We start from the raw sequence: 22,191 nt of genomic DNA, 5'->3' as shown, positions 1-22,191 counted from the left end.
CGTGCTCCGTGCTCCGTGCTCCGTGCTCCGTGCTCCGTGCTCCGTGCTCCGTGCTCCGTGCTCCGTGCTCCGTGCTCCGTGCTCCGTGCTCCGTGCTCCGTGCTCCGTGCTCTGTCTAGAGCATGGCTTTTGATAAGTTCAAAACGTTCTTTTTCACTCGAGATCTGATAAAACGTATTCACATCTTCTTTTAAGAAATAATGCAAATATGGGCGTGGCTCCATGAAGAAATTTTTACTTGCTTCCTTTAATTCATGCATGCTGATAATAGATGTTGCACAGATCATACCGACCAGTATCCAAGAGTGTTGTTTACGTACCAGCCACATAAGCCAAAACATTAAAATGATACAAATAAATAAGGTGTAGGGGTATTCAATGAGTTCACTGAGGAAAAGAAGAAAGGTGTCGATGAAATAAATTTGCTCACCTTCCCACCTATAGCCGATGAGCCAAGTCGTCAGGGGAACACTAAATAACAATACCATATAAATAGATAGCTTTTTAATCATATAATCACTTCCTGTTAAATAATATCCTAAAGGCAATACCACTAAAAAAGTTATATCGTTTTTGTATGATGGTCGAAGCATAACGGATAATTTCAGAATAAGCTATGATATGAAGCCAAAGAACAGATAATATTATGATTCTTTACTATAAATAACGCTTTCCACGGATTGTTGACGTTATCTGACGCGGCATTCAAACGGATAATGGAACAAACCGTACGGATTGTTCGTTAAACGGGTATAAGCGTGAATAAAAAAGCTTCTTTTAAGTTGCCTTAAAAGAAGCTGTTAATAATCGAGAAGGGAAGATTAGAAATCCATCAATTCTTTTTCTTTATCCGCCAAAATTTCATCGACTTTTTTGATGTAAGTATCGGTGATTTTTTGTACGTCTTCTTGCGCTTTACGCTCTTCGTTTTCACTGATTTGTTTTTCTTTCTCTAATGCTTTGATTTTATCATTCGCATCGCGGCGCACATTACGGATAGCCACTTTGGCTTGTTCGCCTTCGCCTTTCACGATTTTGATTAAATCGCGACGGCGCTCTTCCGTTAACGGCGGAAGCGGAACGCGGATGGTTGTACCTGCGGAAGACGGGTTTAAACCGAGATCGGAGGTTAAAATCGCTTTTTCTACCGCACTGATTAAAGAACGATCAAATACGGTGACCGCTAATGTACGGGCATCTTCGGCGACAACGTTAGCCAACTGGCGGAGCGGAGTCGCGGAGCCGTAGTAATCTACTTGAATGGCATCCAATAAGCTTGGTTGTGCGCGGCCGGTACGGATTTTAGCAATGTGCCCTTTTAATGCTTCCAAGCTCTTCTCCATACGATCTTGCGTATCTTTTTTGATTTCGTTGATCATTATTTTGTTCCTTTGATATAAACGATAAAACGCTCGAATTCTACCTAATTTCTACGCTTTTTCCTAGTGTTAAGTGAAAGGCTTATGATAGACTTTGCATACTTCCGCGCATGACAAGCGGTCAGATCATTCCCATTTTTTGCAAAACAAAAAGAGGTAATTATGTACCAACAACATATTTTGGCAGAGTTGAAAGAAGCTGCAGACGTTTTAGATAAATTTATTCAAGATGAACATAACCTAAAATTGATTCAGGAAGCGGCGTTGTTAATTTCAAACAGTTTTAAGCAGGGCGGAAAAGTGCTTTCTTGCGGTAACGGCGGTTCTCATTGCGATGCGATGCATTTCGCCGAGGAATTGACCGGGCGCTACCGTGAAAATCGTCCGGGTTATCCTGCCATTGCGATTTCGGATGTCAGCCATTTAAGTTGCGTCAGTAATGATTTCGGCTATGAATATGTGTTTTCCCGTTATGTTGAAGCGGTCGGGCAGAAAGGAGACGTTTTATTCGGGTTATCGACATCCGGTAATTCAAAAAATGTCTTAAATGCCATTCAAGCGGCGAAAGCGAAAGGCATGAAGGTGATTGCCATGACCGGTAAAGACGGCGGGCAAATGGCAGGATTGGCGGATGTGGAAATTCGCGTACCGCATTTCCGTTATGCAGACCGTATTCAAGAAATCCACATTAAAGTTATTCATATTTTGATGATGTTGATTGAATTTGAAATGGCGAAAGAGAGATAAAAAAGGGCGCAGATCAAAATCTGCGCCTCTCTTTTATATTTTGTTTTTACGGCTTTTTTTCCATTTCCAAAACAGAAAAAGTCCGCCGATGACTAAGAGAATCCAAATGACCATCTGTCCGCGGTGAATTTGTTCTTTTAGCCAATCTAAGTTTTTTGCACCGAAATCACCTAAATATACCCAAATCGGCACGGAGATAATCGCCGCGACAAAATCCACGATAAGAAAGCGGGTGAATGTTACGCGGCGGGTAATACCGGAGACCAAATAAACCACGGCGCGCAATCCCGGTAAGAAACGTGCGACAAACAGTAATTTCCAACCCTGCTTTTCAAAACGCTCTTGCACAATGACAAAACGCTCCGGCGTCGCAATTTTTCGAATTAACGGGAAGGTTAAAATTTTCGTGCCGTAAATGCGCCCCAACCAATACATGGTGCTGTCACCGACTAATACGCCGAGCATACTGACGACCAACATCCAATGCACATTGGTATAACCCAAACCGGAAATTACGCCTCCCGACACCAAGGTAATGTCTTCGGGAATCGGTACGCCGAATCCGCACGCCAACAATACTAAAAAGACAGCCCAGTAACCGTAGCTACTAAAAAAATGAATGAGATATTCCATTAATTCTCCTTAATGATTTAAATTGCGAACAGAGCTACGTTCAACGAGTTCCGGATAGAATTCCAACACTTTCGGTTCGGATGATGTTTCACTGTGTTGGATCCTGTCTAAGAGTAAGTTCAGTGCCATTTGTCCTAATCGGGTTTTCGATTGGTGAATCGTGGTTAGCGGCGGCGCATAGAAACGGGAACTGTGGATATTGTCATAACCGATGACGGAAATATCTTGCGGAACCGACAAGCCTTTTTCGGTAATAGCTGAAATCACGCCTAACGCCATAGCGTCACAGCCGCAAATCACGGCAGTCGGTAAGTGCTGAAGTTTAAGCAGATTATTCATGCTTTCATAGCCGCCTTCCGGCTGGAAATCATTTTCAAAAATCCACTCTTGACGAATCAGTAAGCCCGCTTCGGTCATGGCTTTGACGAAACCGTCATAGCGTGCTTTTGCCGTGGTTTTGTACAAGTCGCCGGCAATAATGGCAATATCACGATGACCTTTGTCGATTAAGTAACGGGTTGCCATATAACCACCGTCAAAACTGTGATCGATAATACGATCGCTCTTACCGTCGTTCGGACCCCAATCCATGACCACCATCGGGATGTTCGTGCCGTTAAACAAGGCAAGTGAATTTTCGGTATATTCGGAACACATGACCAAAATCCCGTCAACCCGCTTCGTCACCAGCATATCCAAATGATTTTGGATTTTCTCCGGTTCGTTTTGCGTATTACATAAAAACAATGAATAGCCCTGTCGATAACAGTATTCTTCAACCGCCAATACAATTTCGGCGAAGTAAGGCGCTTCGCTGGTGGTAATGATCATGCCGATGGATTTCGTGGTATTGACTTTTAAACTGCGTGCCACGGCACTCGGCGAATAGTTTAATGCAGATACTGCATCCCAAACTGCCTTGGTCGTATCTTCAGCCACAAATCTTGTTTTATTAATCACGTGAGATACGGTTGTGGTTGAAACGCCGGCAAGTTTGGCAACATCTTTAATGGTAGCCATAAATTCCCTCACTTAAAAAATTCGGGCTATTATAGCTAACTTTAAGAAATAGCATAAATAAAATAACTGCTTGCATTGCATTTTTAACAAATCGTTTTAGAATAACCGCGTGTTCAAATCAAATTTAGGAGAATCAGCCATGGGAACATTTGGTTATGCGATGCTGACGGTAGTCGGTGCATTGGGAATGATTGTGATATTTGCCTATAATATTTTCTAACAAATATAATACGGAGATGGTGAGTCAGCGACATTGACTCGCCATTTTTATTGCCTTTATTTCTTATCGCCGTATGACTAAACTTACCTTCGCAACACTTTCATTGAATGAAAACGGCACGCCCGTTTCCGAACAATTTGACGATATTTATTTTTCCACCCAAGACGGTTTGGCGGAAAGTCGGTATGTTTTCCAAGACGGTAATCAGCTATGGCAGAAATGGCAATCGCATTCGCGAGCCCATTTTGTGATTGCCGAAACCGGCTTCGGGACCGGTTTAAATTTTTTGGCGATTGCCGAACAATTTGAACGTTTTCGGGCGGCGTTTCCGACCCACCCCTTAACCCGATTGTATTTCATTTCATTTGAGAAATTTCCGCTCACCTCGGCGCAATTGGTGCAAGTTCATGCGAACTATCCTCAATTTGCAAAATTTTCGCAAAAACTGACCGCTTGTTGGCAACCGAGACAGGTGGGGTGTCAGCGTTATCATATTGACGGAATTTACCTCGATCTGTGGTTCGGTGATTTGGCGGAAAATTTACCGCAATTGGGCGATCGGGCGGCAGGTTCAATCGATTGTTGGTTCTTGGACGGTTTTGCCCCCGACAAAAATCCTGACATGTGGAATGAACGGCTTTATATGCAGATGTTTCGTTTAACCCGTTTAGGCGGCTCTTTTGCCACCTTTACCGCAGCAAGTCAGGTGAGACGGGGATTACAAGCGGTCGGTTTTGAGGTGAAAAAACGCAAAGGCTTCGGTAAAAAGCGGGAAATGTTGTGGGGCGAAAAATTACATGAAATGTCACCGACGGCTTATCGTTTCCCTTATTTTTTCCAACCGTCCTCGCAGGACGAGGACGACGTTGCGGTTATCGGCGGCGGGGTCGCGAGTTTGTTTATCGCATTATCTTTATTGGAGCGCGGGAAAAAAGTCACGTTGTATTGTAAAGACGAACAGTTGGCGCTTAATGCCTCGGGCAATAAACAAGGGGCGATTTATCCGCAACTCAGCGACGACGATGAGCGCAATGTTCGTTTTTATGTGCATGCGTTCGATTACGCCTTGCAGCGATTGGCACAACTTAGCGAAAAGGTGGAATTTGAATGTGCTTTGAGCGGGGTGGCGCTGTACGCCTATAACGACAAAACGGCAAAAAAATTACACCATATTGCAGAACAAGGTTGGGATGACGCGCTTTACCGGCTCTGTTCCGCCGTGGAATTGAGTGATTTATTGGGATTGACGGTGCCGAACGGCGGTGCATTTATGGCTCAAGGCGGGTGGTTATCACCGCAGCAGCTTGTGCAACAGGGCTTTCGCTATTTGGAAACATTGGGATTACGCATAGAATTGAATCACCATGTCGAATCGATTCGGTTTGAAAACGGTCAGTGGCATTGGTTACATCAAGGAAAGACGATTTCCCACCAAGTCATGGTGTTGGCAAACGGACATACGCTGACCGAGTTTGCCCAAACGAAAGGCATTCCGCTTTATCCTGTACGCGGGCAAGTCAGCCAAGTTCCGACAACGCCGCTACTCTCAACGTTACAATGCGTGGTCTGTTACGACGGTTATTTGACCCCGATGTCGCCAAGCACTCAAACGCATTGTATCGGTGCAAGCCACGTGCGTGATAATGCGGATAACGGTTTCAGCATTGCCGAACATCAGCAAAATATTGCAAAACTTCAACAAAATCTGACCGCTTGTGATTGGACGGAAAATATCGATCTGTCGCAACACCTTGCCAAAGTCGGCATTCGGGCGGCATTTCGGGATCGTGTGCCGATGGTCGGTGCCGTACCACAGTTTGCCGAACAGAAGCGGCAGTATGCGAATTTATACAATCAATTACGCCGTAGAGAAGCGATTGAACCGGCGGCATATTATCCGCAATTGTATATGGTGGCGGGGCTTGGTTCGCGCGGATTGACAACGGCACCGTTGCTGGGCGAAATCTTGGTAAGTCAATTGTGCGGGGAACCGATACCGTTGAGTGAAGAGATTCTACATAATTTAAGCACCAACCGAACGTGGATGAGGCACTTATTAAAAGGCAGAACGGGATAAGCGGTCGGCAGCACACGGTATCACCACATTTGCAAAATTCGAGCCGAAACCGACCGCTTGTCAAACAGCGAAATTAGGCGTTATTCAATAAGAAAATCCCCTTATTCATTAAGTGAATATAATGTTGTTGGCGGTTTTCATCGTAATGTTCGGGATTGAGATTCACCAAAATTTCTTTACCTTGCCAACGCACGACCACTTCCCAGTGATTACCCATGTAAACGGCGTGCTTGATTTCGCACCGCTGATTCTCATCGCCTTGAGCCAATAGCTGAACGGCTTCAGGTCGAATACCGACCAAACAATCGCCGTTCGGCACATTGAAACGTGCCGCGTCTTCTAACGTAAAACGGAACGTGCCGATCTGAATGGTATCTTCCGTCCGTTTGCCGTCCAAAATAGTCGACTCGCCCATAAAATTGGCTAAAAACAGCGAATTCGGCTGCAAATAAAGCATTTTGGCGGTGTCTTTTTGTTTAATGATGCCCTTATCCATTACGATAACTTCATCGGACACCGCAAAAGCTTCGGTTTGATCGTGCGTCACATAAAGTGAAGTTATGTTTAACCGTTGTTGCAATTCGCGAATTTTTTCCCGCATGGAACGGCGCAAATTCGCATCCAAGTTACTGAGCGGTTCGTCAAACAGTAACACTTTCGGTTTGAGAATCAAGGCGCGCGCCAAGGCAACGCGCTGTTGTTGACCGCCTGAAATTTGATCGACATAACGATCTTCAAAACCGGCAAGATCGACCAATTCCAACGCTTCTTTTACCCGCTGTTGGCGCTCGGCTTTCGGCACGCCTTGCATTTTTAAGCCGTAGCCGACGTTATCGCCAATCGACATGTGTGGAAACAGTGCGTAGGATTGAAACACGATACAAATATCGCGCTGTTGAATCGAGCTGTGGGTGACATCTTCACCGTCAATGAAAATTTGTCCGCTGGTCGGGCTTTCCAAACCGGCAACCAAACGTAATACGGTAGTTTTACCGCAGCCGGACGGTCCGAGTAGTGTGACCATGGTGCCTTTTTTGATCGACAAGGTTAAATTATCAATAACCGTGGCTTTGCCAAAGGATTTGGTTACGTTTTTTAAAACTAAAAAATCACGTTGTTGTTCCATGTTGTTATCCTTAATTCATTTTTTTCGCTTTAGAGCGGGCGATGCGGGTGTCTCCCACAATCCAGTCAAATAAGAAGATGATTGCCATCATGACGACGATTAAGATCGAACCGTACGCGATAGCGATACCGTATTCGCCGTCTTCCACCCGATTTAGGATGTAGGACGTCGCCACTCGGGTATCCGCCGTAACGAGGAAGACAATGGCGCTCACGGTTGTCATCGCCCGTACAAAGCTGGTAACTAAGGCGGAAAGTAACGCCGGTTTGAGTAACGGCAATACGACGAAGAAGAGGGTTTTCAGTGAACCGGCTTTGAGTGATAGGGACGCTTCATCCAGTGATTTATCCAATTGTCCGAGTCCGGCTATGGCGGCGCGCATACCGACAGGCATGTTCCGCATCACCATAGACAAAATGATGATAATACCGGTACCGGTCAGATAGATCGGTGCATTGTTAAAGGCAAGGATATACGATACCCCGGCAACGGTGCCAGGAACGGCAAAGCAGAGCAGTGTTAAAAATTCCAAGGTTTTTTTTCCTTTGAAATCGCGGCGGACGGTAATGTAGGCGATCAACAAACCGAAAAGTGCCGTAATCGGGGCGGCACTTGCCGCAAAGATCACGGTTTGAATTAATGACGGCCATGCACCGTCGCTAAAACCTTGTCCGAAGAGGCTGCGGTAATTGTCTAATGTCAGCGTGTAATCGACCCCCCAGTTTACGGTAAAGCTGCCGTAGAAAATACTGCCGTAGAGTACAAGGTTAAATAACACCCAAGCACTGAGCGTTGCAATAATCGCAGCTTTCATTGTACCGGGTAAATCTTGAACGTCTCCCCGATAGGATTTCCCTGAAACGGTGACATACGAGCGATTACCGATCCATAAGTATTGAATGACGAAGATCGCTAAGGAAAAGACCAATAAGATGGATCCTAACGTACTGGCGGAGGCGTAATCCAATTGTGAGCCGGCGATGTAAAAATAGATTTGCGTGGCGATAACGTCGAAGCTTCCTCCCAATACCAATGGTGTACTGAAATCGGCAAGGGATTGAATCACGACAACCAAAAAGGAGTTGGCAAGCGCCGGTTTTAACAGCGGAAAGATGATGTTAAAAAACGCTTGATAACGGTTTGAACGTAATGTGTATGCGGCCTCTTCAACAGATGGATGAATCGATTTTAATGCTCCCTCCAAAATCATAAATGACATTGGTGTCAGTGCCAGTGTATGAGCGATGACAATGCCGGTAAAGCCGTAAAGCCAGTTATTATTGAAGCCTAAATATTCGACAAGAAATGCCGTGACGTAACCGGAACGTCCGAGCATCAGGGTTACTCCGAGTCCGACCACAAACGGCGGTGTGACGATCGGTAAAATGGAGAAAATTTTACCGATAAATGCCGTACGTTTGGCGATTCTGGTCGTGTACAGCGCAAAGGCAAGGCCGAATAAGGTGGAGAGAATGCCCACCGTGGTCGCGACGCTTAATGAGTTTGTGATGACGCGCAGTACATAAGGCTGTTTTAATATGCTAACGACTTGGCTCGGTACGAATTCACTGCCGTCATAGAACATGGAGATAAAAATGGCGACGGTCGGATAGACGATAAAGAAGAAAATCAACAAAATAATGCTGATTAATGAGGCAATGATAAAGCGATCGCCTTGCATGATTTTCAAGTTAGCCAGCGCATTGGTCGCTAAGGCAATCAGGGTAACAATGATAAACATCACCGCATAGCCGAGGCTGACTTTGGCAATAATTGCCGAAATAAAAATAAACAGAAAAAGCACGGCAATACCGAGTAATTCTATTTTGCTGCGTAATGGACTTTGGGTTTTATTAGGAATTAAAAATGCCAACAGTGGTAAAAACCAAGCCCAAGTCACATTGAGGCTTGACCAGCCCATTGCGGCAAGAAATTCATCGGATGTCGATTCAAATAAGCCGTAATCCAAAGCGATTGACGGCATGAGTGCAAAGCCCAAAAAAGAAAGCAGCACCCAAAAAGGCGGTCGGGAAAAAAAAGCAGTTTGCATAAGACCTCACAAAAATAATTTTTGTACAACGGGTTCTGTCGTGCGACACAGTATCTATGCCGAATATAGAATTAACGGACGATATGTTAAACGTTTCCCCCTACATTATGTAGGGGGATGAGGATAAAACGCAGGCGATTAAGCAACATTGCCGATTAATTGGCTAATTTCACTTCGGATACCCATTTATCGATTAAACGTTTACGCTCGTCGGTCGAACCGTATTTCTCAAAATTATAGTCGATCAACTTCAAGGTTTTCGGATCGAGTGAATACGGTGAAGGTTCCGCCGTCGTATTGGTCAATACTTGGAAGGCTTCACCTTTTTGCCATGAAAGCTCTTGAGCTTCTTTGGACAATGCCCAATCGACGAACAGTTTGGCATTCTCCAAGTTGCGGGAGCCTTTTAAAATACTGACACCGCCTAATTCATAACCAGTTCCTTCACTCGGTACGACCATTTCGATATTGGCGCCGTTTTTCTTCTCAACGGAATAGTCATGCAGGAAACCGATACCGATAGTGGTTTCGCCGCGGGCGGTATTACGGGATGGTGTAATACCGGATTTGGTATATTGAGAAACGTTTTTATGCAATTTTTTGAAATAATCAAACGCTTTTTCTTCGCCCCAAAGCTGAACGAAGGTTGCAATTGCCGTGTATGCCGTCCCGGAACTTTGCGGATCGGCAATTTGGATTTCACCGGCTAAGCGCGGGTCGAGCAAATCTTCCCACGAAGTCGGGACTTTTTCGATACCAAGTTTTTTCAAACGGTCAAGGTTCACGCCGAATCCTAAAATTCCCATGTAAATAGCGGACGTGTAGTTCCCTTTTACTTTTGCCGGATCGCGGAATTTTTCTATGATTTGAGACAGATTCGGGGATTGATAGGCTTCTAGTAGCCCCATTTCACCGGCTTGAGATTGCGGATCAAAGGTCCCGCCGTACCATACGTCGGCCTGCGGGTTATTTTTTTCCGCTTCGACTTTTGCCAAGGTGCTACCCGAACCGTTACGGATAAATGAGACTTTTACATCGTATTTTTTACCGAAAGCTTGGGTTTCCTGTTCGCACATTAAATTGGTCGCACTGCAATAAACGACCAAACGCCCGGCGGCATTGACTTCGGTTGCGATCACAGAACTTAAGAATAAAGAAGAAAGAGCAAGAGAAAGCGTTTTGAGTTTCATAACGTATCCTTTTAATTATCAGATGGAAAACGTTACCACTATAACGAATTTTGAGACTGAAAACTGTGAGTTCATTCACAAATAAATCAATAAACTATAAAAATTTTACATATTCTTAAGCATGAAGCTGTAAGTTCTCCTTTTGAACCTCGTCTAATCGCATGCCAATATTGAATTGGCTAAGTTAGTCAACATTGTTATTCATTATTTCTGATTGAAGGAGATTTCAAATGAAAAAATACACATTTACCGCATTAATCGCACTTGTCACCATGTCAGCTTATGCAGCGGACAACAAAACGGAGATGAAAACGGATCAAATGCAGCCTTGTATGGAAATGAAAGGAGATAAATGCATGAAGCCGGCGGAAATGAAGATGGAAACCATGAAAGAGAAAACATCCGAACAGACGGGAATGAAATCCGAACAGATGATGGAGATGAAATCGGATGACGCGAAGAAAATGATGTCGGATGAAATGATGAAAAAACCGGAAATGAAAAAGTAATCCGACATAAAACAAGCGGTGGGATTTGCAAAATAATTTGCAAATCTCACCGCTTGTAATCTATTGCATATAAGGTAAAACGCTATTTTTTACTTATTGCACCTAAAATGCCGCGCATAATTTGCTTCGTTACTTGGTTGCGCAAATTCCGTCCGACGGATTGCGCCACACTGCCGACCAATTGTTCGGCGATGCTTTGTTCGCTTTTTTTCTTCGTGCCGAAAATACTGCCGAGCATACCGCCGAGGAAACTCTCTTCTTCCGCTTTGGTTTGCTCCGCCGCCTGTTGCTGTGCTTGGCTTTGGCTGTTCAGTACTTCAAATGCTGATTGATTATCGACGAATTGACTGTAGTGAAGATATAAGTCATCCTGCCTTACTAAGGCTATACGTTCGTCGGCTGAAATCGGTTTTAATTGGCTTTTCGGCGGATAAACATAAGCAATTTCCACCGGTGTCGGCATCCCTTTTTCGTCTAAAACGGAAATTAACGCTTCTCCTACGCCAAGCTGGGTAATGGCTTCCACGACATTGACCGACGGATTGGCACGGAAGGTTTCGGCGGCGGATTTGACCGCTTTTTGATCTTTCGGGGTAAAGGCGCGTAGCGCATGTTGCACGCGGTTACCTAATTGCCCTAAAACCGATTCGGGTAGATCCAACGGATTTTGTGTCACAAAATATACGCCGACCCCTTTTGAACGGATCAAGCGAACCACTTGTTCGATTTTATCGACCAATACTTTCGGCGCACCGTCAAACAATAAGTGGGCTTCATCGAAAAACAGCACGAATTTCGGTTTGTCGGGATCACCAACCTCCGGTAAATTTTCAAACAGTTCCGCCATAAACCACAGCAAAAATGCGCCGTACATCCGCGGTGAATTGATCAATTTTTCCGAATTCAAGATATTGATGACACCGCGTCCGTCGCGGGTTTGCATCCAGTCGTTTAAATCCAGAGCAGGCTCACCGAATAGATTTGCAGCGCCTTCGTTTTCAAGAGCGAGCAAGGCGCGTTGAATGGCTCCGACGCTGGCGGCGGAGACATTACCGTATTCCAATTGGAACGTTTTGGCGTTCTCCGCCACGAATTTGAGCAGGGTACGCAAATCTTTCAGATCGATAAGGAGCAAACCTTTATCGTCGGCGACACGGAAGACAAGATTTAATAAACCTTCTTGGGTGTCGTTTAAATTCAACAAGCGGGCGAGGAGCATCGGCCCCATTTCGGAAATGGTGGTGCGCAGCGGAATACCGCTTTCGCCGAACACATCCCAAAATGAAACGGGAAACCCGGATAAATAGCCTTCTCCGCCGAGATTGAATTGCTCGATACGTTCTGCAATTTTCCCTTGATAACTGCCCGCTTGTACCAAACCGGACAAATCACCTTTTACATCCACTAAAAAAACCGGTACGCCGTCATCACTGAACGCTTCGGCTAATTTTCTTAAGGTGACGGTTTTTCCCGTTCCGGTTGCCCCGGCAATCAAACCGTGGCGGTTTGCCATTTTGGCCGTTAAAGCAATATGTTGACCGTTTTTGGTTTGGGCAATGGCGTAACTCATAAATTCTCCTCATAAATAACCGACAAGCGGTCAGATTATTGTTGTTTTTTGCAAATCGTGTGAATCGGGTTATCTGCGTCTGTTGTTTGTTATCCGTGAGCGGTTTCGATGCGGTTTCGGTAACGTCAGTAGCGATTGGGCGTCATATTGACTGACCGGAATGGCATGTCCGATATATTCTTCGATTGCCGGTAAATTAACCGCGTAACGCTCACAGGCGAAGCTGATGGAAATGCCGCTTTCTCCCGCTCGACCCGTGCGCCCTATGCGGTGAACGTAATCTTCACGATCGTCCGGTAAATCGTAATTAAACACATGCGTGACATCGGCAATATGTAATCCGCGTGCGGCGACATCTGTGGCGACTAAAATATCCAAATGACCTTGAGTAAAGCTGTCCAACAATGCTAAGCGCTTTTTCTGCGGAATATCGCCGGTCAGCAAACCGACACGATGACCGTCGGCACTTAAATAGCCCCAAATTTCTTCACATTTTTGTTTGGTATTGGCAAAGACAATGCAACGCTCCGGCCATTCTTCTTCCATCAATGTCAAAAGTAACGCCATTTTGTCTTCATTTGAAGGATAGAACAGTTCTTCTTTAATCCGATGTCCCGTGCGTTGTTGCGGTTCGATTTCGACATATACCGCATTGTGCATGTCTTCAAAGGCTAATTCACGGACACGGTGGGAAAGGGTGGCGGAAAAGAGCATGGTTAAACGGTGTTCGGGCGAAGGGCATTTGCGCATGAGATAGCGGATATCTTTGATAAAACCGAGATCGAACATCCGATCGGCTTCGTCCAACACCACGACTTGAATTTTATCCAAGTTAATGATGCCTTGTTTCACATAGTCGATTACCCGCCCGGTCGTACCGACTAAAATATCTACGCCTTTATTGATTGCCTGTAACTGTTTTTCATAGCCGTCGCCGCCATAAGCCAGCGCAAGGCGGAAACCGCAATGTTTGACGAGCAATTCTGCATCCGAGGCAATTTGTACCGCCAGTTCGCGTGTCGGTGCAAGAATGAGCGCCTTCGGTTGGTGGGCGTTCGTTTCCACATCATGATGAAGCAGATAGTGGAAGGTGGCAATTAGAAACGCCAAGGTTTTTCCCGTTCCCGTTTGAGCTTGTCCGGCAATATCTTGCCCGTTTAGGGTGTGAGGCAGTGTTTTGGCTTGAATCGGCGTGCAAAATTCAAATCCTTTGCTGTCCAACGCCGCTAATACGCTGTCGTGAATCGGGAAATCAATAAAACGTTGTTCGGTAAGGTGTTTAGACATTATGTTCTCCTATGGGCGACAAGCGGTCGGTTTCAGTAAGCGATTTGCAAAATATTTTCGAGATCTTACCGCTTGTTCAGCCTTTTGCGCTAAACAGAAAAATTGGCGAAAAAGATACCATAAATGAAGGATTTTGAGTAGAATCTTGCTGATTTTTCAGTATTAATTTCAACAATAAGGAACATCATGATGTCTGCAAACACCACACCGAATCTTAAACAGCGCCATTTTTTACGTTTAATGGATTTTACGCCGAACGAAATTCAATATCTGCTTGATCTTTCCGCTAAATTGAAAGCCGATAAAAAAGCGGGTAGAGAAGTGCCGACGATGAAAGGTAAAAACATTGCGCTGATTTTTGAAAAAAGTTCAACCCGTACCCGCTGTGCCTTTGAAGTCGCGGCGTTCGACCAAGGCGCGAACGTCAGTTATATCGGGCCGAGCGGTTCACAGATCGGACATAAAGAGTCGATGAAAGATACCGCCCGCGTGTTGGGCAGAATGTATGACGGCATTCAATATCGCGGTTATGGTCAAGAGCTGGTTGAGATTTTAGCCGACTATTCGGGCGTACCGGTTTGGAACGGGTTAACCGATGAGTTTCATCCGACTCAAATTCTTGCCGATTTTCTGACGATGATCGAACATTCCGATAAGCCGTTGAACCAAATCAAATTAGCGTATTTAGGCGATGCCCGTAACAATATGGGCAATTCGTTTGTCGAAGGGGCGGCATTAATGGGCGTGGATCTGCGTTTAGTGGCGCCGAAACAATTTTTCCCTGAACAAGCATTATTGGACGAAGTGGCTGAAACGGCAGCCAAAACAGGGGCGAAGATTACTTGCACCGAAGATGTTGCTGCCGGCGTAAAAGACGTTGATTTCGTTTATACTGATGTTTGGGTTTCTATGGGCGAGCCGGAATCGGCTTGGGAAGCTCGCATTAATTTGATGAAACCGTATCAAGTCAATGCGGATCTGATGAAACTGACGGGCAATCCGAATGTGAAATTCCTGCACTGTTTACCGGCTTTCCATGACGATCAAACAACCGTCGGTAAAGAAATTGCGGCAAAATACGGCATGAACGGCTTAGAAGTGACTGATGAGGTGTTTGAATCTGAAGCGTCTATTGTGTTTGATGAAGCGGAAAACCGTATGCACACGATTAAAGCGGTGATGGTAGCGACATTGGGTGACCAGTAGTAAACTTCTTTATGATAACTTCACTTCTGCATTAATCTTTTTAATGCAAGGCTGAGAAAAAATCACTATCTAACAGACTGAAAACTGCGTAAAATGGCGCAGTTTTTTATTTCGCAAACGATTACTTAATTTATAGGAGAATCCTTAAAATGTTAAGACGTGATATGAATATCGCAGATTACGATCCCGTATTATGGCAAGCAATTCAAGACGAAAACCGTCGTCAGGAAGAGCATATTGAGCTGATTGCTTCGGAAAACTATGCAAGCCCGCGTGTGATGGAAGCACAAGGTTCACAATTCACCAACAAATATGCGGAAGGTTATCCGGGTAAACGCTATTACGGCGGTTGTGAATATGCCGATATCGTTGAACAATTGGCGATTGACCGTGCCAAAGAGTTATTCGGCGCAGATTATGCGAATGTGCAGCCTCATTCCGGTTCACAAGCAAATGCGGCCGTTTATGGTGCGTTATTGACGCCGGGCGACACGATTTTAGGGATGAGTCTTGCACACGGTGGACACTTAACTCACGGTGCTTCAGTCAGCTTCTCAGGAAAAGTGTATCACGCAGAACAATACGGTATCACCGCTGAAGGGGTTATCGACTACGATGCACTTCGTCAACAAGCGCATGAAGTAAAACCAAAAATGATTGTGGGCGGTTTCTCTGCTTATTCTCAAATCGTTGACTGGGCAAAAATGCGTGAAATCGCAGATGAAGTCGGCGCTTATTTATTCGTCGATATGGCGCACGTTGCAGGCTTAGTGGCTGCGGGCGTTTATCCGAGCCCGCTTCCGCATGCCCATGTTGTGACTACAACAACCCACAAAACATTAGCGGGTCCGCGTGGTGGTTTAATTCTTTCCAATGCGAAAGACGAAGAAATTTATAAAAAACTACAAAGTGCCGTGTTCCCGCGTGAACAAGGTGGTCCATTAGTCCACATTATTGCAGCGAAAGCCGTTTGCTTTAAAGAAGCGTTAGAGCCTGAATATAAGGTTTACCAACAACAAGTGGTCAAAAATGCAAAAGCAATGGTGGAAGTATTCAAACAACGTGGTTACAACGTTGTTTCAAATGGTACCGAAAACCACTTATTCTTAGTTGATTTAGTCAGCCACGGTTTAACCGGTAAAGCGGCTGATGCTGCGTTAGGTAAAGCAAATATTACGGTCAACAAAAATGCCGTGCCGAACGATCCGCAAAAACCGTTTATTACCTCCGGTATCCGTGTCGGTACACCGGCAGTCACCCGCCGTGGTTTTAAAGAAGCGGAAGTTAAAGAGCTTGCCGGTTGGATGTGCGATGTGTTAGACAGCATCGGTAAAGAGAACGAAGCGGCAGTGATCGAAGCAACGAAAGTTAAAGTACTCGAAATCTGCAAACGTTTACCGGTTTATCCGTAGTGTATCCTGTTTTTTTAAGGTAAACCCCGAATCATCGGGGTTTTATTTTTGTGGAGCGATTATGGTTCTTTATTTTGTGATTTATCTTATTGGTATCAATGCACTGAGTGCCTATATGATGTATTCGGATAAGCAGAAATCCAAGAAAAAAGCGTGGAGGGTACCGGAGTCCAATCTCTTCTTTTTGTGCGTAAGCGGTGGATTTCTCGGTACGTACTTGATCATGAAACACTTCAAACATAAAACCAAACATTGGCAGTTTCACTTTGCGGTCATTGTGTCTGCCTTTGTTTGGTTATTGTGTATTCCCGGATTTTATTGGTATTTACAGGTTTAGGTGATCGACGTTATTAAATTCAACCAATTGTGCTTGACCGTTTTCCACTCGAACAATACTGATTGCCGTGTTGGCAACAAATTTATGTTGTTTCTGTTGCGTGGCATGTCTAAAGTCGTGCCAATGAATTCCCTTTAATACGGCGGTGAGCAGTGTGAGTGTCATGCCGTGGGAGACAATCAAAATATTTTCTCCGTCTTGATGGCGGGCGATAATTTGATTAAAGGCGTTCATAATACGTTGATAAAATTGTTCAAACCCTTCGCCTTGGTTTTCTTTTGCCGAATAATTTTTAGGATCCGTTCTGAATAAAATATATTCGGGATGGTTGATAAGCTCTTCTTTGTGCTTGCCCTCCCAGTTTCCAAAGTGAATTTCATTTAAGCCGCGGTGGTGAAAATGTGGGATATCCCGTTCACCGATAATATAATCCGCCGTATCCTGCGCCCGTTTGAGCAAACTGGAATAGCATGCGCTAAACGGTATATCCGAGAGTTTTTGACCGGTCAATTTTGCTCCGTAAATGCCTTCATCGACAAGAGGAGAATCCTCCGTGCCTTGTAATAAACCGGCGTCGTTCCATTCCGTACGACCATGACGAATTAAATAAATATTCAATGCCATTTGCTTTCCTTAATATAAAATAATCGGCTATGCTTAGCACTGATTTGATACTTAACATACCCGATATGATGAACACTCATTTTACGATTTGCTACCGACATCCTGATTTTGTGATTATCAATAAACCGGCGGGTGTCAGCGTGCATAAAGATGAACAAGCGGTCGGTTTGACCGAATTAGTTGCAAAACAATTGAGCGTTGAGCAAGTTTGGCTTGTCCATCGGCTGGATAAAACCACTTCAGGCTTGCTTATTCTAGCACTAAATAAAGCAGCGGCCGCTTATTTTTTGACGCTATTTACCCATCACCGAATACAGAAAACATATTGGGCGTTAAGTTCCCAAAAGCCGAAAAAAAAGCAAGGGAAGATCGTCGGTGATATGAAAAAAAGTCGAAACGGCGCTTGGAAGCTTTGCCACACTCATGAAAATCCTGCCGTTACTCGGTTTGCTTCGTATTCCGTTGCTCCGCATCTGCGTCATTTTATTTTGCAGCCCCAAACAGGAAAAACCCATCAGCTGAGGGTGGCAATGAAAAGCCTCGGCAGCCCGATTTTAGGCGATGAACTTTATGGCGGGGAAAATGCGGATCGTGTCTATTTACATGCCTGTCAGCTTGAGTTTATCTATCAGGAGCTGCCTGTTTGTGTTCATGCACTACCTGAAAGCGGTCAGTTTTGGCAAGAAATTTACAAAGATAAACCGCCGCTATCGCAATAATCTGTACTGTCCGGAATATACGGTCGTTTTTCCTTTACGAGTGAAGGCGAGCAGGGAAAAATGATGCTGTCGGGCAATTTCAACCGCCATTTCGGTTGTCGCCGAGATGGCGCAAAGCATCTCGATGCCACAGGCTAGGCATTTTTGTACCATCTCATAGCTGGCACGGCTGGTGACGAACACAAAGCCAAGCGGCATTTCTGTTTTTGCATACCAACCGAGCAGTTTGTCGAGTGCAACATGGCGTCCGACATCTTCACGAATGGCAAGCAGTTGTCCGTCGGGGCTGAAAAATGCGGCGGCATGGCTGGCTCCCGTCTCTTTTGCAAGGCACTGGGCTTGTTCTAATTGTGCAAGGCAGCCGTCTAAAATTCGAGGATCAATATTTGACAAGCGGTGAGATTGAGGGAAGTTTTTGCAACTTTGTTGAACCTGCTCAAGCTGTTCTACGCCGCAAATACCGCAGCCGGTTCTGCCTGCCATCGAGCGACGTTTTTCTTTTAATGCGGCGAATTGTCGTGTGGCAATCTCCATTTGAACTTCAATGCCGAGACAACTTTCAATGATATCCAAACCGTAGAGTTCGCTTTTATTGGTCAAAATGCCTTCGGCAAGCGAAAAGCCCAAGGCAAATTCATCCAAATTATGCGGCGTACACATCATTACCGTATGAGAAATACCGTTATAGACCAGTGCCACCGGGACTTCACGGATCAAATTTTCTTCCGTTTCCGAACACGTTATGACGGTGTGATTATCGGTCTCTATCTTTTCAGCTTTAAATTTTTTGATCCAGTTCACATTATTCCTTAAATTTTTGTTTATAAAGTAGTTTATTTTGTTAAAAAAATGTATCATACGTAAGATTTTGGCTTACATTAAATTCAATATACTTTGGGGTAAAACATTTGCCACAGATGTAAATAATGGTGGAATAATAGCACTAAATGGTTGATTATGTGGGCTAAATTTTATTAATTTAGTGGATAAACGCCGCGAAAGCGGTTTAGGAGTGATTTATGCAGGTCAGTAGAAGAAAGTTCTTCAAGATCTGTGCAGGTGGTATGGCAGGAACCTCTGCGGCTGTGTTGGGATTTGCTCCGGCAACAGCGTTAGCGGCACCTCGCGAATACAAACTGTTACGTGCCAAAGAAACACGTAATACCTGTACTTACTGCGCTGTGGGTTGCGGGATGTTGTTATATAGCCTCGGTGACGGTGCAATGAATAGTAAAGGGAAGCTGATTCATATCGAAGGCGACCCGGACCATCCGGTCAGTCGAGGGGCATTATGCCCGAAAGGCGCGGGTGCGTTAGACTATGTGAACAGCGATCGCCGTGTCCGTTATCCGGAAGTGCGTGAACCGGGTTCAAAAGAGTGGAAACGTATTTCATGGCATGAAGCGATTGAGCGTATTGCACGTCACATGAAAGACGACCGTGATGCCAACTTCGTTGAGAAGAATGAAGCCGGCGATACGGTTAACCGTTGGATGACGGCGGGTTTCTTGGCAGGCTCTGCATGTAGTAATGAAACCGGTATTCTGACTCAAAAATTCGTACGTTCCCTCGGTATTGTTTTTACAGATAACCAAGCGAGTATCTGACACGGACCAACGGTAGCAAGTCTTGCTCCATCATTTGGTCGCGGTGCGATGACCAACCACTGGGTTGATATTAAAAACTCCGATCTTGTTATTGTCATGGGCGGTAATGCGGCAGAAGCACACCCTGTCGGTTTCCGTTGGGCGATTGAAGCGAAAAAACAAAACGGTGCGAAGTTAATGGTGGTTGATCCACGCTTTAACCGTTCTGCGGCGGTTGCTGATATTTATATGCCGATCCGCTCCGGTACGGATATTGCTTTCCTATCCGGCGTCATTCGCTATTTGCTCAAAAATGACAAAATTCAACACGAATACGTTAAACATTACACGAACTCGACTTTCTTAGTAAATGAGAACTTCAAGTTTGAAGACGGTTTATTCTCCGGCTATAACCCGGAAACCCGTACTTACGACCGTTCAACTTGGGGTTATCAATTTAATGAAGAAGGTCAACCGATTCGTGATATGACCTTACAGCACCCACGCTGTGTTCTCAATATGTTAAGAGATCACGTGGAACGCTATACACCTGAAATGGTTGAACGTATTACCGGTACACCACAAAAAGATTTCCAAATTTTCTGTGAAGAGATTGCGAAAACCTCAGCACCGGATAAAGCGGCAACCTTCTTATATGCGTTAGGTTGGACTCAACATACCGTGGGTTCACAAAACATTCGTTCTATGGCAATTATCCAGTTACTTTTAGGTAACATTGGTGTTGCAGGTGGCGGTGTGAATGCATTACGTGGACACTCAAACGTTCAAGGTATTACCGATTTAGGTTTATTCCCGAACCGTTTACCGGCTTATATTGCATTACCGGGCGAAGCAGATACGTCATTAGAGAAATTCTTAGGTCGTATTACACCAAAACAACTGATGAAAGATCAGGTGAACTATTGGACTAATACACCGAAATTCATGGTAAGTATGCTGAAATCGTTCTATGGCGATAAAGCAACGAAAGACAATGAATTTGGATATCACTATTTACCAAAACTACCGAAAGGTGGCATGGATCATCTGAAATATATTGAGCAGATGTATCAAGGTAAAGTGAACGGATATTTCTGCCAAGGGATGAACCCGATTGCCTCTTATCCGGATTCACAAAAAATTATTAAGGCATTAAGTAACTTAAAATACCTTGTTATTTTTGATCCATTAATTACCGATACTTCAGAATTCTGGAAAAACTATGGCGAATTCAACGATGTGAAAACTGAAGAGATTCAAACGGAAGTCTTCCGTCTACCGACAACTTGCTTTGCGGAAGAAGACGGTTCAATCGCTAACTCAGGTCGTTGGTTACAATGGCACTGGAAAGGCGCAGAGCCACCGGGTGAAGCGAAAACGGACGGTGAAATTCTTTCTGAAATTCGTGCAGAGTTAATCCACCTCTATCATAAAGAAGGCGGAAAAGCACCGCTTGAACCGTTAGAAGCGATGAGCTGGAACTATGCGAACCCGCTTGAACCGAAAGCGGAAGAAGTGGCGAAAGAAAATAACGGTTATGCATTAGAAGACTTACTTGATGCAGACGGTAACGTGATTCTCAAAAAAGGTCAGCTACTGTCAAGCTTTGCGCAAATGCGTGACGACGGTACGACTTCAGGGGCATGTTGGATCTATACGGGTCAATGGACTGAGAAAGGTAACCAAATGGCAAACCGTGATAACTCAGACCCATCCAACTTAGGCAATACTTTAGGTTGGGCGTTTGCATGGCCGATGAACCGTCGTATTATTTATAACCGTGCTTCAGCGGATTTATCCGGTAAACCATGGAACCCGAAACGTCAATTAGTGAAATGGAACGGTAAAAATTGGAACTATGTGGATGTGGCAGACTTCGGCACTGCACCACCAAATAGTCCGACATTACCGTTTATCATGCAGCCTGAAGGCGTGAGTGGCTTATTCGTACGTGAACGTATGACTGACGGTCCGTTCCCGGAACATTATGAGCCAATGGAAACCCCTATTGGAACAAACCCATTACATCCGAATGTGGTTTCAAGTCCGGTTGCTCGCATGTTTGACAGCGATAAAGCACAATTAGGTACTTCTGCGGAGTTCCCTTATGTTGCAACAACCTATCGTTTAACAGAACACTTCCACTATTGGACGAAAAACGCATTACTCAATGTTATTGCTCAACCGGAGCAATTCGTTGAAATTGGTGAGGCCCTAGCGAAAGAAAAAGGTATCAACAATGGTGATACGGTGAAAGTCAGTTCTAAACGTGGTCACATTAAAGCGGTTGCAGTTGTAACTAAACGTATTCGTTCGCTTGTTGCGGATGGTAAACCAATCCATACGATCGGTGTCCCTATCCACTGGGGCTTTGCGGCAACGACAGGGGCGAAGAAAGGTTACTTTGCCAATAACTTAACCGTTCGTGCAGGGGATGCGAATACATTTACACCTGAATCGAAATGTATGTTAGTCAACATTGAGAAAGTGGGGGCATAA

General features: G+C 44.8%; 18 protein-coding genes and 1 pseudogene. 8 read left to right on the top strand and 11 right to left on the bottom strand.

The window, feature by feature from the left end; all coding sequences use genetic code 11:
- Positions 1 to 512, bottom strand: a pseudogene (locus ACEYKX_RS11515) (hypothetical protein); the annotation flags it as partial.
- A 309-nt stretch (positions 513 to 821) separates the two neighbouring features.
- Positions 822 to 1,379, bottom strand: a complete 558-nt coding sequence (frr, locus tag ACEYKX_RS11510; RefSeq protein ID WP_373766161.1) for a ribosome recycling factor — start codon at positions 1,377 to 1,379, stop codon at positions 822 to 824.
- Between the two features lie 162 nt (positions 1,380 to 1,541).
- Between frr and lpcA the strand changes: the two genes are divergently transcribed.
- The gene (lpcA, locus tag ACEYKX_RS11505; protein WP_373766160.1) at positions 1,542 to 2,126 is read left to right on the top strand and encodes a D-sedoheptulose 7-phosphate isomerase; all 585 of its coding nucleotides are present in this window, start codon (positions 1,542 to 1,544) and stop codon (positions 2,124 to 2,126) included.
- 33 nt (positions 2,127 to 2,159) lie between these two features.
- Here lpcA and ACEYKX_RS11500 read toward each other — a convergent pair whose 3' ends face one another.
- Both ACEYKX_RS11500 and purR read right to left on the bottom strand, forming a co-directional pair.
- Positions 2,160 to 2,759, bottom strand: a complete 600-nt coding sequence (locus tag ACEYKX_RS11500; RefSeq protein WP_373766159.1) for a DedA family protein — start codon at positions 2,757 to 2,759, stop codon at positions 2,160 to 2,162.
- A 9-nt stretch (positions 2,760 to 2,768) separates the two neighbouring features.
- Positions 2,769 to 3,779: an HTH-type transcriptional repressor PurR gene (purR, locus tag ACEYKX_RS11495; protein WP_373766158.1), complete on the bottom strand. Its 1,011-nt coding sequence runs from the start codon at positions 3,777 to 3,779 to the stop codon at positions 2,769 to 2,771.
- 293 nt (positions 3,780 to 4,072) lie between these two features.
- On the opposite strand from purR, the gene mnmC reads away from it, so the two are divergent.
- Positions 4,073 to 6,076 (top strand): bifunctional tRNA (5-methylaminomethyl-2-thiouridine)(34)-methyltransferase MnmD/FAD-dependent 5-carboxymethylaminomethyl-2-thiouridine(34) oxidoreductase MnmC, encoded by a 2,004-nt coding sequence (mnmC, locus tag ACEYKX_RS11490; RefSeq protein WP_373766157.1) that lies wholly within the window; start codon positions 4,073 to 4,075, stop codon positions 6,074 to 6,076.
- Positions 6,077 to 6,149: 73 nt separating this feature from the next.
- Here the strand turns inward: mnmC and fbpC are convergent, their stop codons facing one another.
- From fbpC to ACEYKX_RS11475, 3 genes are all read right to left on the bottom strand, one after another.
- Positions 6,150 to 7,202: a ferric ABC transporter ATP-binding protein gene (fbpC, locus tag ACEYKX_RS11485; protein WP_373766156.1), complete on the bottom strand. Its 1,053-nt coding sequence runs from the start codon at positions 7,200 to 7,202 to the stop codon at positions 6,150 to 6,152.
- Positions 7,203 to 7,212: 10 nt separating this feature from the next.
- Complete coding sequence (locus tag ACEYKX_RS11480; protein ID WP_373766155.1) at positions 7,213 to 9,252, bottom strand: ABC transporter permease; 2,040 nt, start codon at positions 9,250 to 9,252, stop codon at positions 7,213 to 7,215.
- A 155-nt stretch (positions 9,253 to 9,407) separates the two neighbouring features.
- On the bottom strand, positions 9,408 to 10,442 hold the full coding sequence (locus tag ACEYKX_RS11475) for an ABC transporter substrate-binding protein (RefSeq protein WP_373766154.1): 1,035 nt from the start codon (positions 10,440 to 10,442) through the stop codon (positions 9,408 to 9,410).
- 230 nt (positions 10,443 to 10,672) lie between these two features.
- Between ACEYKX_RS11475 and ACEYKX_RS11470 the strand changes: the two genes are divergently transcribed.
- The gene (locus ACEYKX_RS11470) at positions 10,673 to 10,951 is read left to right on the top strand and encodes a hypothetical protein (protein ID WP_373766153.1); all 279 of its coding nucleotides are present in this window, start codon (positions 10,673 to 10,675) and stop codon (positions 10,949 to 10,951) included.
- An 82-nt stretch (positions 10,952 to 11,033) separates the two neighbouring features.
- Here ACEYKX_RS11470 and ACEYKX_RS11465 read toward each other — a convergent pair whose 3' ends face one another.
- Positions 11,034 to 12,521: a helicase HerA-like C-terminal domain-containing protein gene (locus tag ACEYKX_RS11465; RefSeq protein WP_373766152.1), complete on the bottom strand. Its 1,488-nt coding sequence runs from the start codon at positions 12,519 to 12,521 to the stop codon at positions 11,034 to 11,036.
- A gap of 69 nt (positions 12,522 to 12,590) precedes the next feature.
- Positions 12,591 to 13,808 carry an ATP-dependent RNA helicase RhlB gene (gene rhlB / locus ACEYKX_RS11460; RefSeq protein WP_373766151.1) on the bottom strand — a complete coding sequence of 406 codons (1,218 nt, stop codon included), beginning with the start codon at positions 13,806 to 13,808 and terminating at the stop codon, positions 12,591 to 12,593.
- Between the two features lie 189 nt (positions 13,809 to 13,997).
- On the opposite strand from rhlB, the gene argF reads away from it, so the two are divergent.
- The 3 genes from argF (at position 13,998) to ACEYKX_RS11445 (ending at position 16,763) form a co-directional block, all read left to right on the top strand.
- Complete coding sequence (gene argF, locus ACEYKX_RS11455; protein WP_373766164.1) at positions 13,998 to 15,014, top strand: ornithine carbamoyltransferase; 1,017 nt, start codon at positions 13,998 to 14,000, stop codon at positions 15,012 to 15,014.
- 149 nt (positions 15,015 to 15,163) lie between these two features.
- Positions 15,164 to 16,426 (top strand): serine hydroxymethyltransferase, encoded by a 1,263-nt coding sequence (glyA, locus tag ACEYKX_RS11450; protein WP_373766150.1) that lies wholly within the window; start codon positions 15,164 to 15,166, stop codon positions 16,424 to 16,426.
- 61 nt (positions 16,427 to 16,487) lie between these two features.
- A complete protein-coding gene (locus ACEYKX_RS11445) occupies positions 16,488 to 16,763 on the top strand; it encodes a DUF1294 domain-containing protein (RefSeq protein WP_373766149.1) in 276 nt (91 codons plus the stop codon).
- On the opposite strand, the gene ACEYKX_RS11440 is transcribed toward ACEYKX_RS11445, so the two are convergent.
- Positions 16,752 to 17,387, bottom strand: a complete 636-nt coding sequence (locus ACEYKX_RS11440) for a histidine phosphatase family protein (protein ID WP_373766148.1) — start codon at positions 17,385 to 17,387, stop codon at positions 16,752 to 16,754. The two genes, ACEYKX_RS11445 and ACEYKX_RS11440, sit on opposite strands and share 12 nt — an antisense overlap.
- Before the next feature lie 68 nt (positions 17,388 to 17,455).
- On the opposite strand from ACEYKX_RS11440, the gene ACEYKX_RS11435 reads away from it, so the two are divergent.
- On the top strand, positions 17,456 to 18,106 hold the full coding sequence (locus tag ACEYKX_RS11435; RefSeq protein ID WP_373766163.1) for a TIGR01621 family pseudouridine synthase: 651 nt from the start codon (positions 17,456 to 17,458) through the stop codon (positions 18,104 to 18,106).
- Here the strand turns inward: ACEYKX_RS11435 and fdhD are convergent.
- On the bottom strand, positions 18,095 to 18,907 hold the full coding sequence (gene fdhD / locus ACEYKX_RS11430) for a formate dehydrogenase accessory sulfurtransferase FdhD (RefSeq protein ID WP_373766147.1): 813 nt from the start codon (positions 18,905 to 18,907) through the stop codon (positions 18,095 to 18,097). The genes ACEYKX_RS11435 and fdhD overlap by 12 nt on opposite strands.
- A 218-nt stretch (positions 18,908 to 19,125) precedes the next feature.
- Between fdhD and fdnG the strand changes: the two genes are divergently transcribed.
- On the top strand, positions 19,126 to 22,191 hold the full coding sequence (gene fdnG, locus ACEYKX_RS11425; protein ID WP_373766146.1) for a formate dehydrogenase-N subunit alpha: 3,066 nt from the start codon (positions 19,126 to 19,128) through the stop codon (positions 22,189 to 22,191).

The sequence above is a fragment of the Glaesserella sp. genome, assembly GCF_041817755.1.
Classification (GTDB): Bacteria; Pseudomonadota; Gammaproteobacteria; order Enterobacterales; family Pasteurellaceae; genus Glaesserella.
Note: the sequence above shows the minus strand (reverse complement) of the source record. Positions and strands in the feature narration are given on the sequence as shown.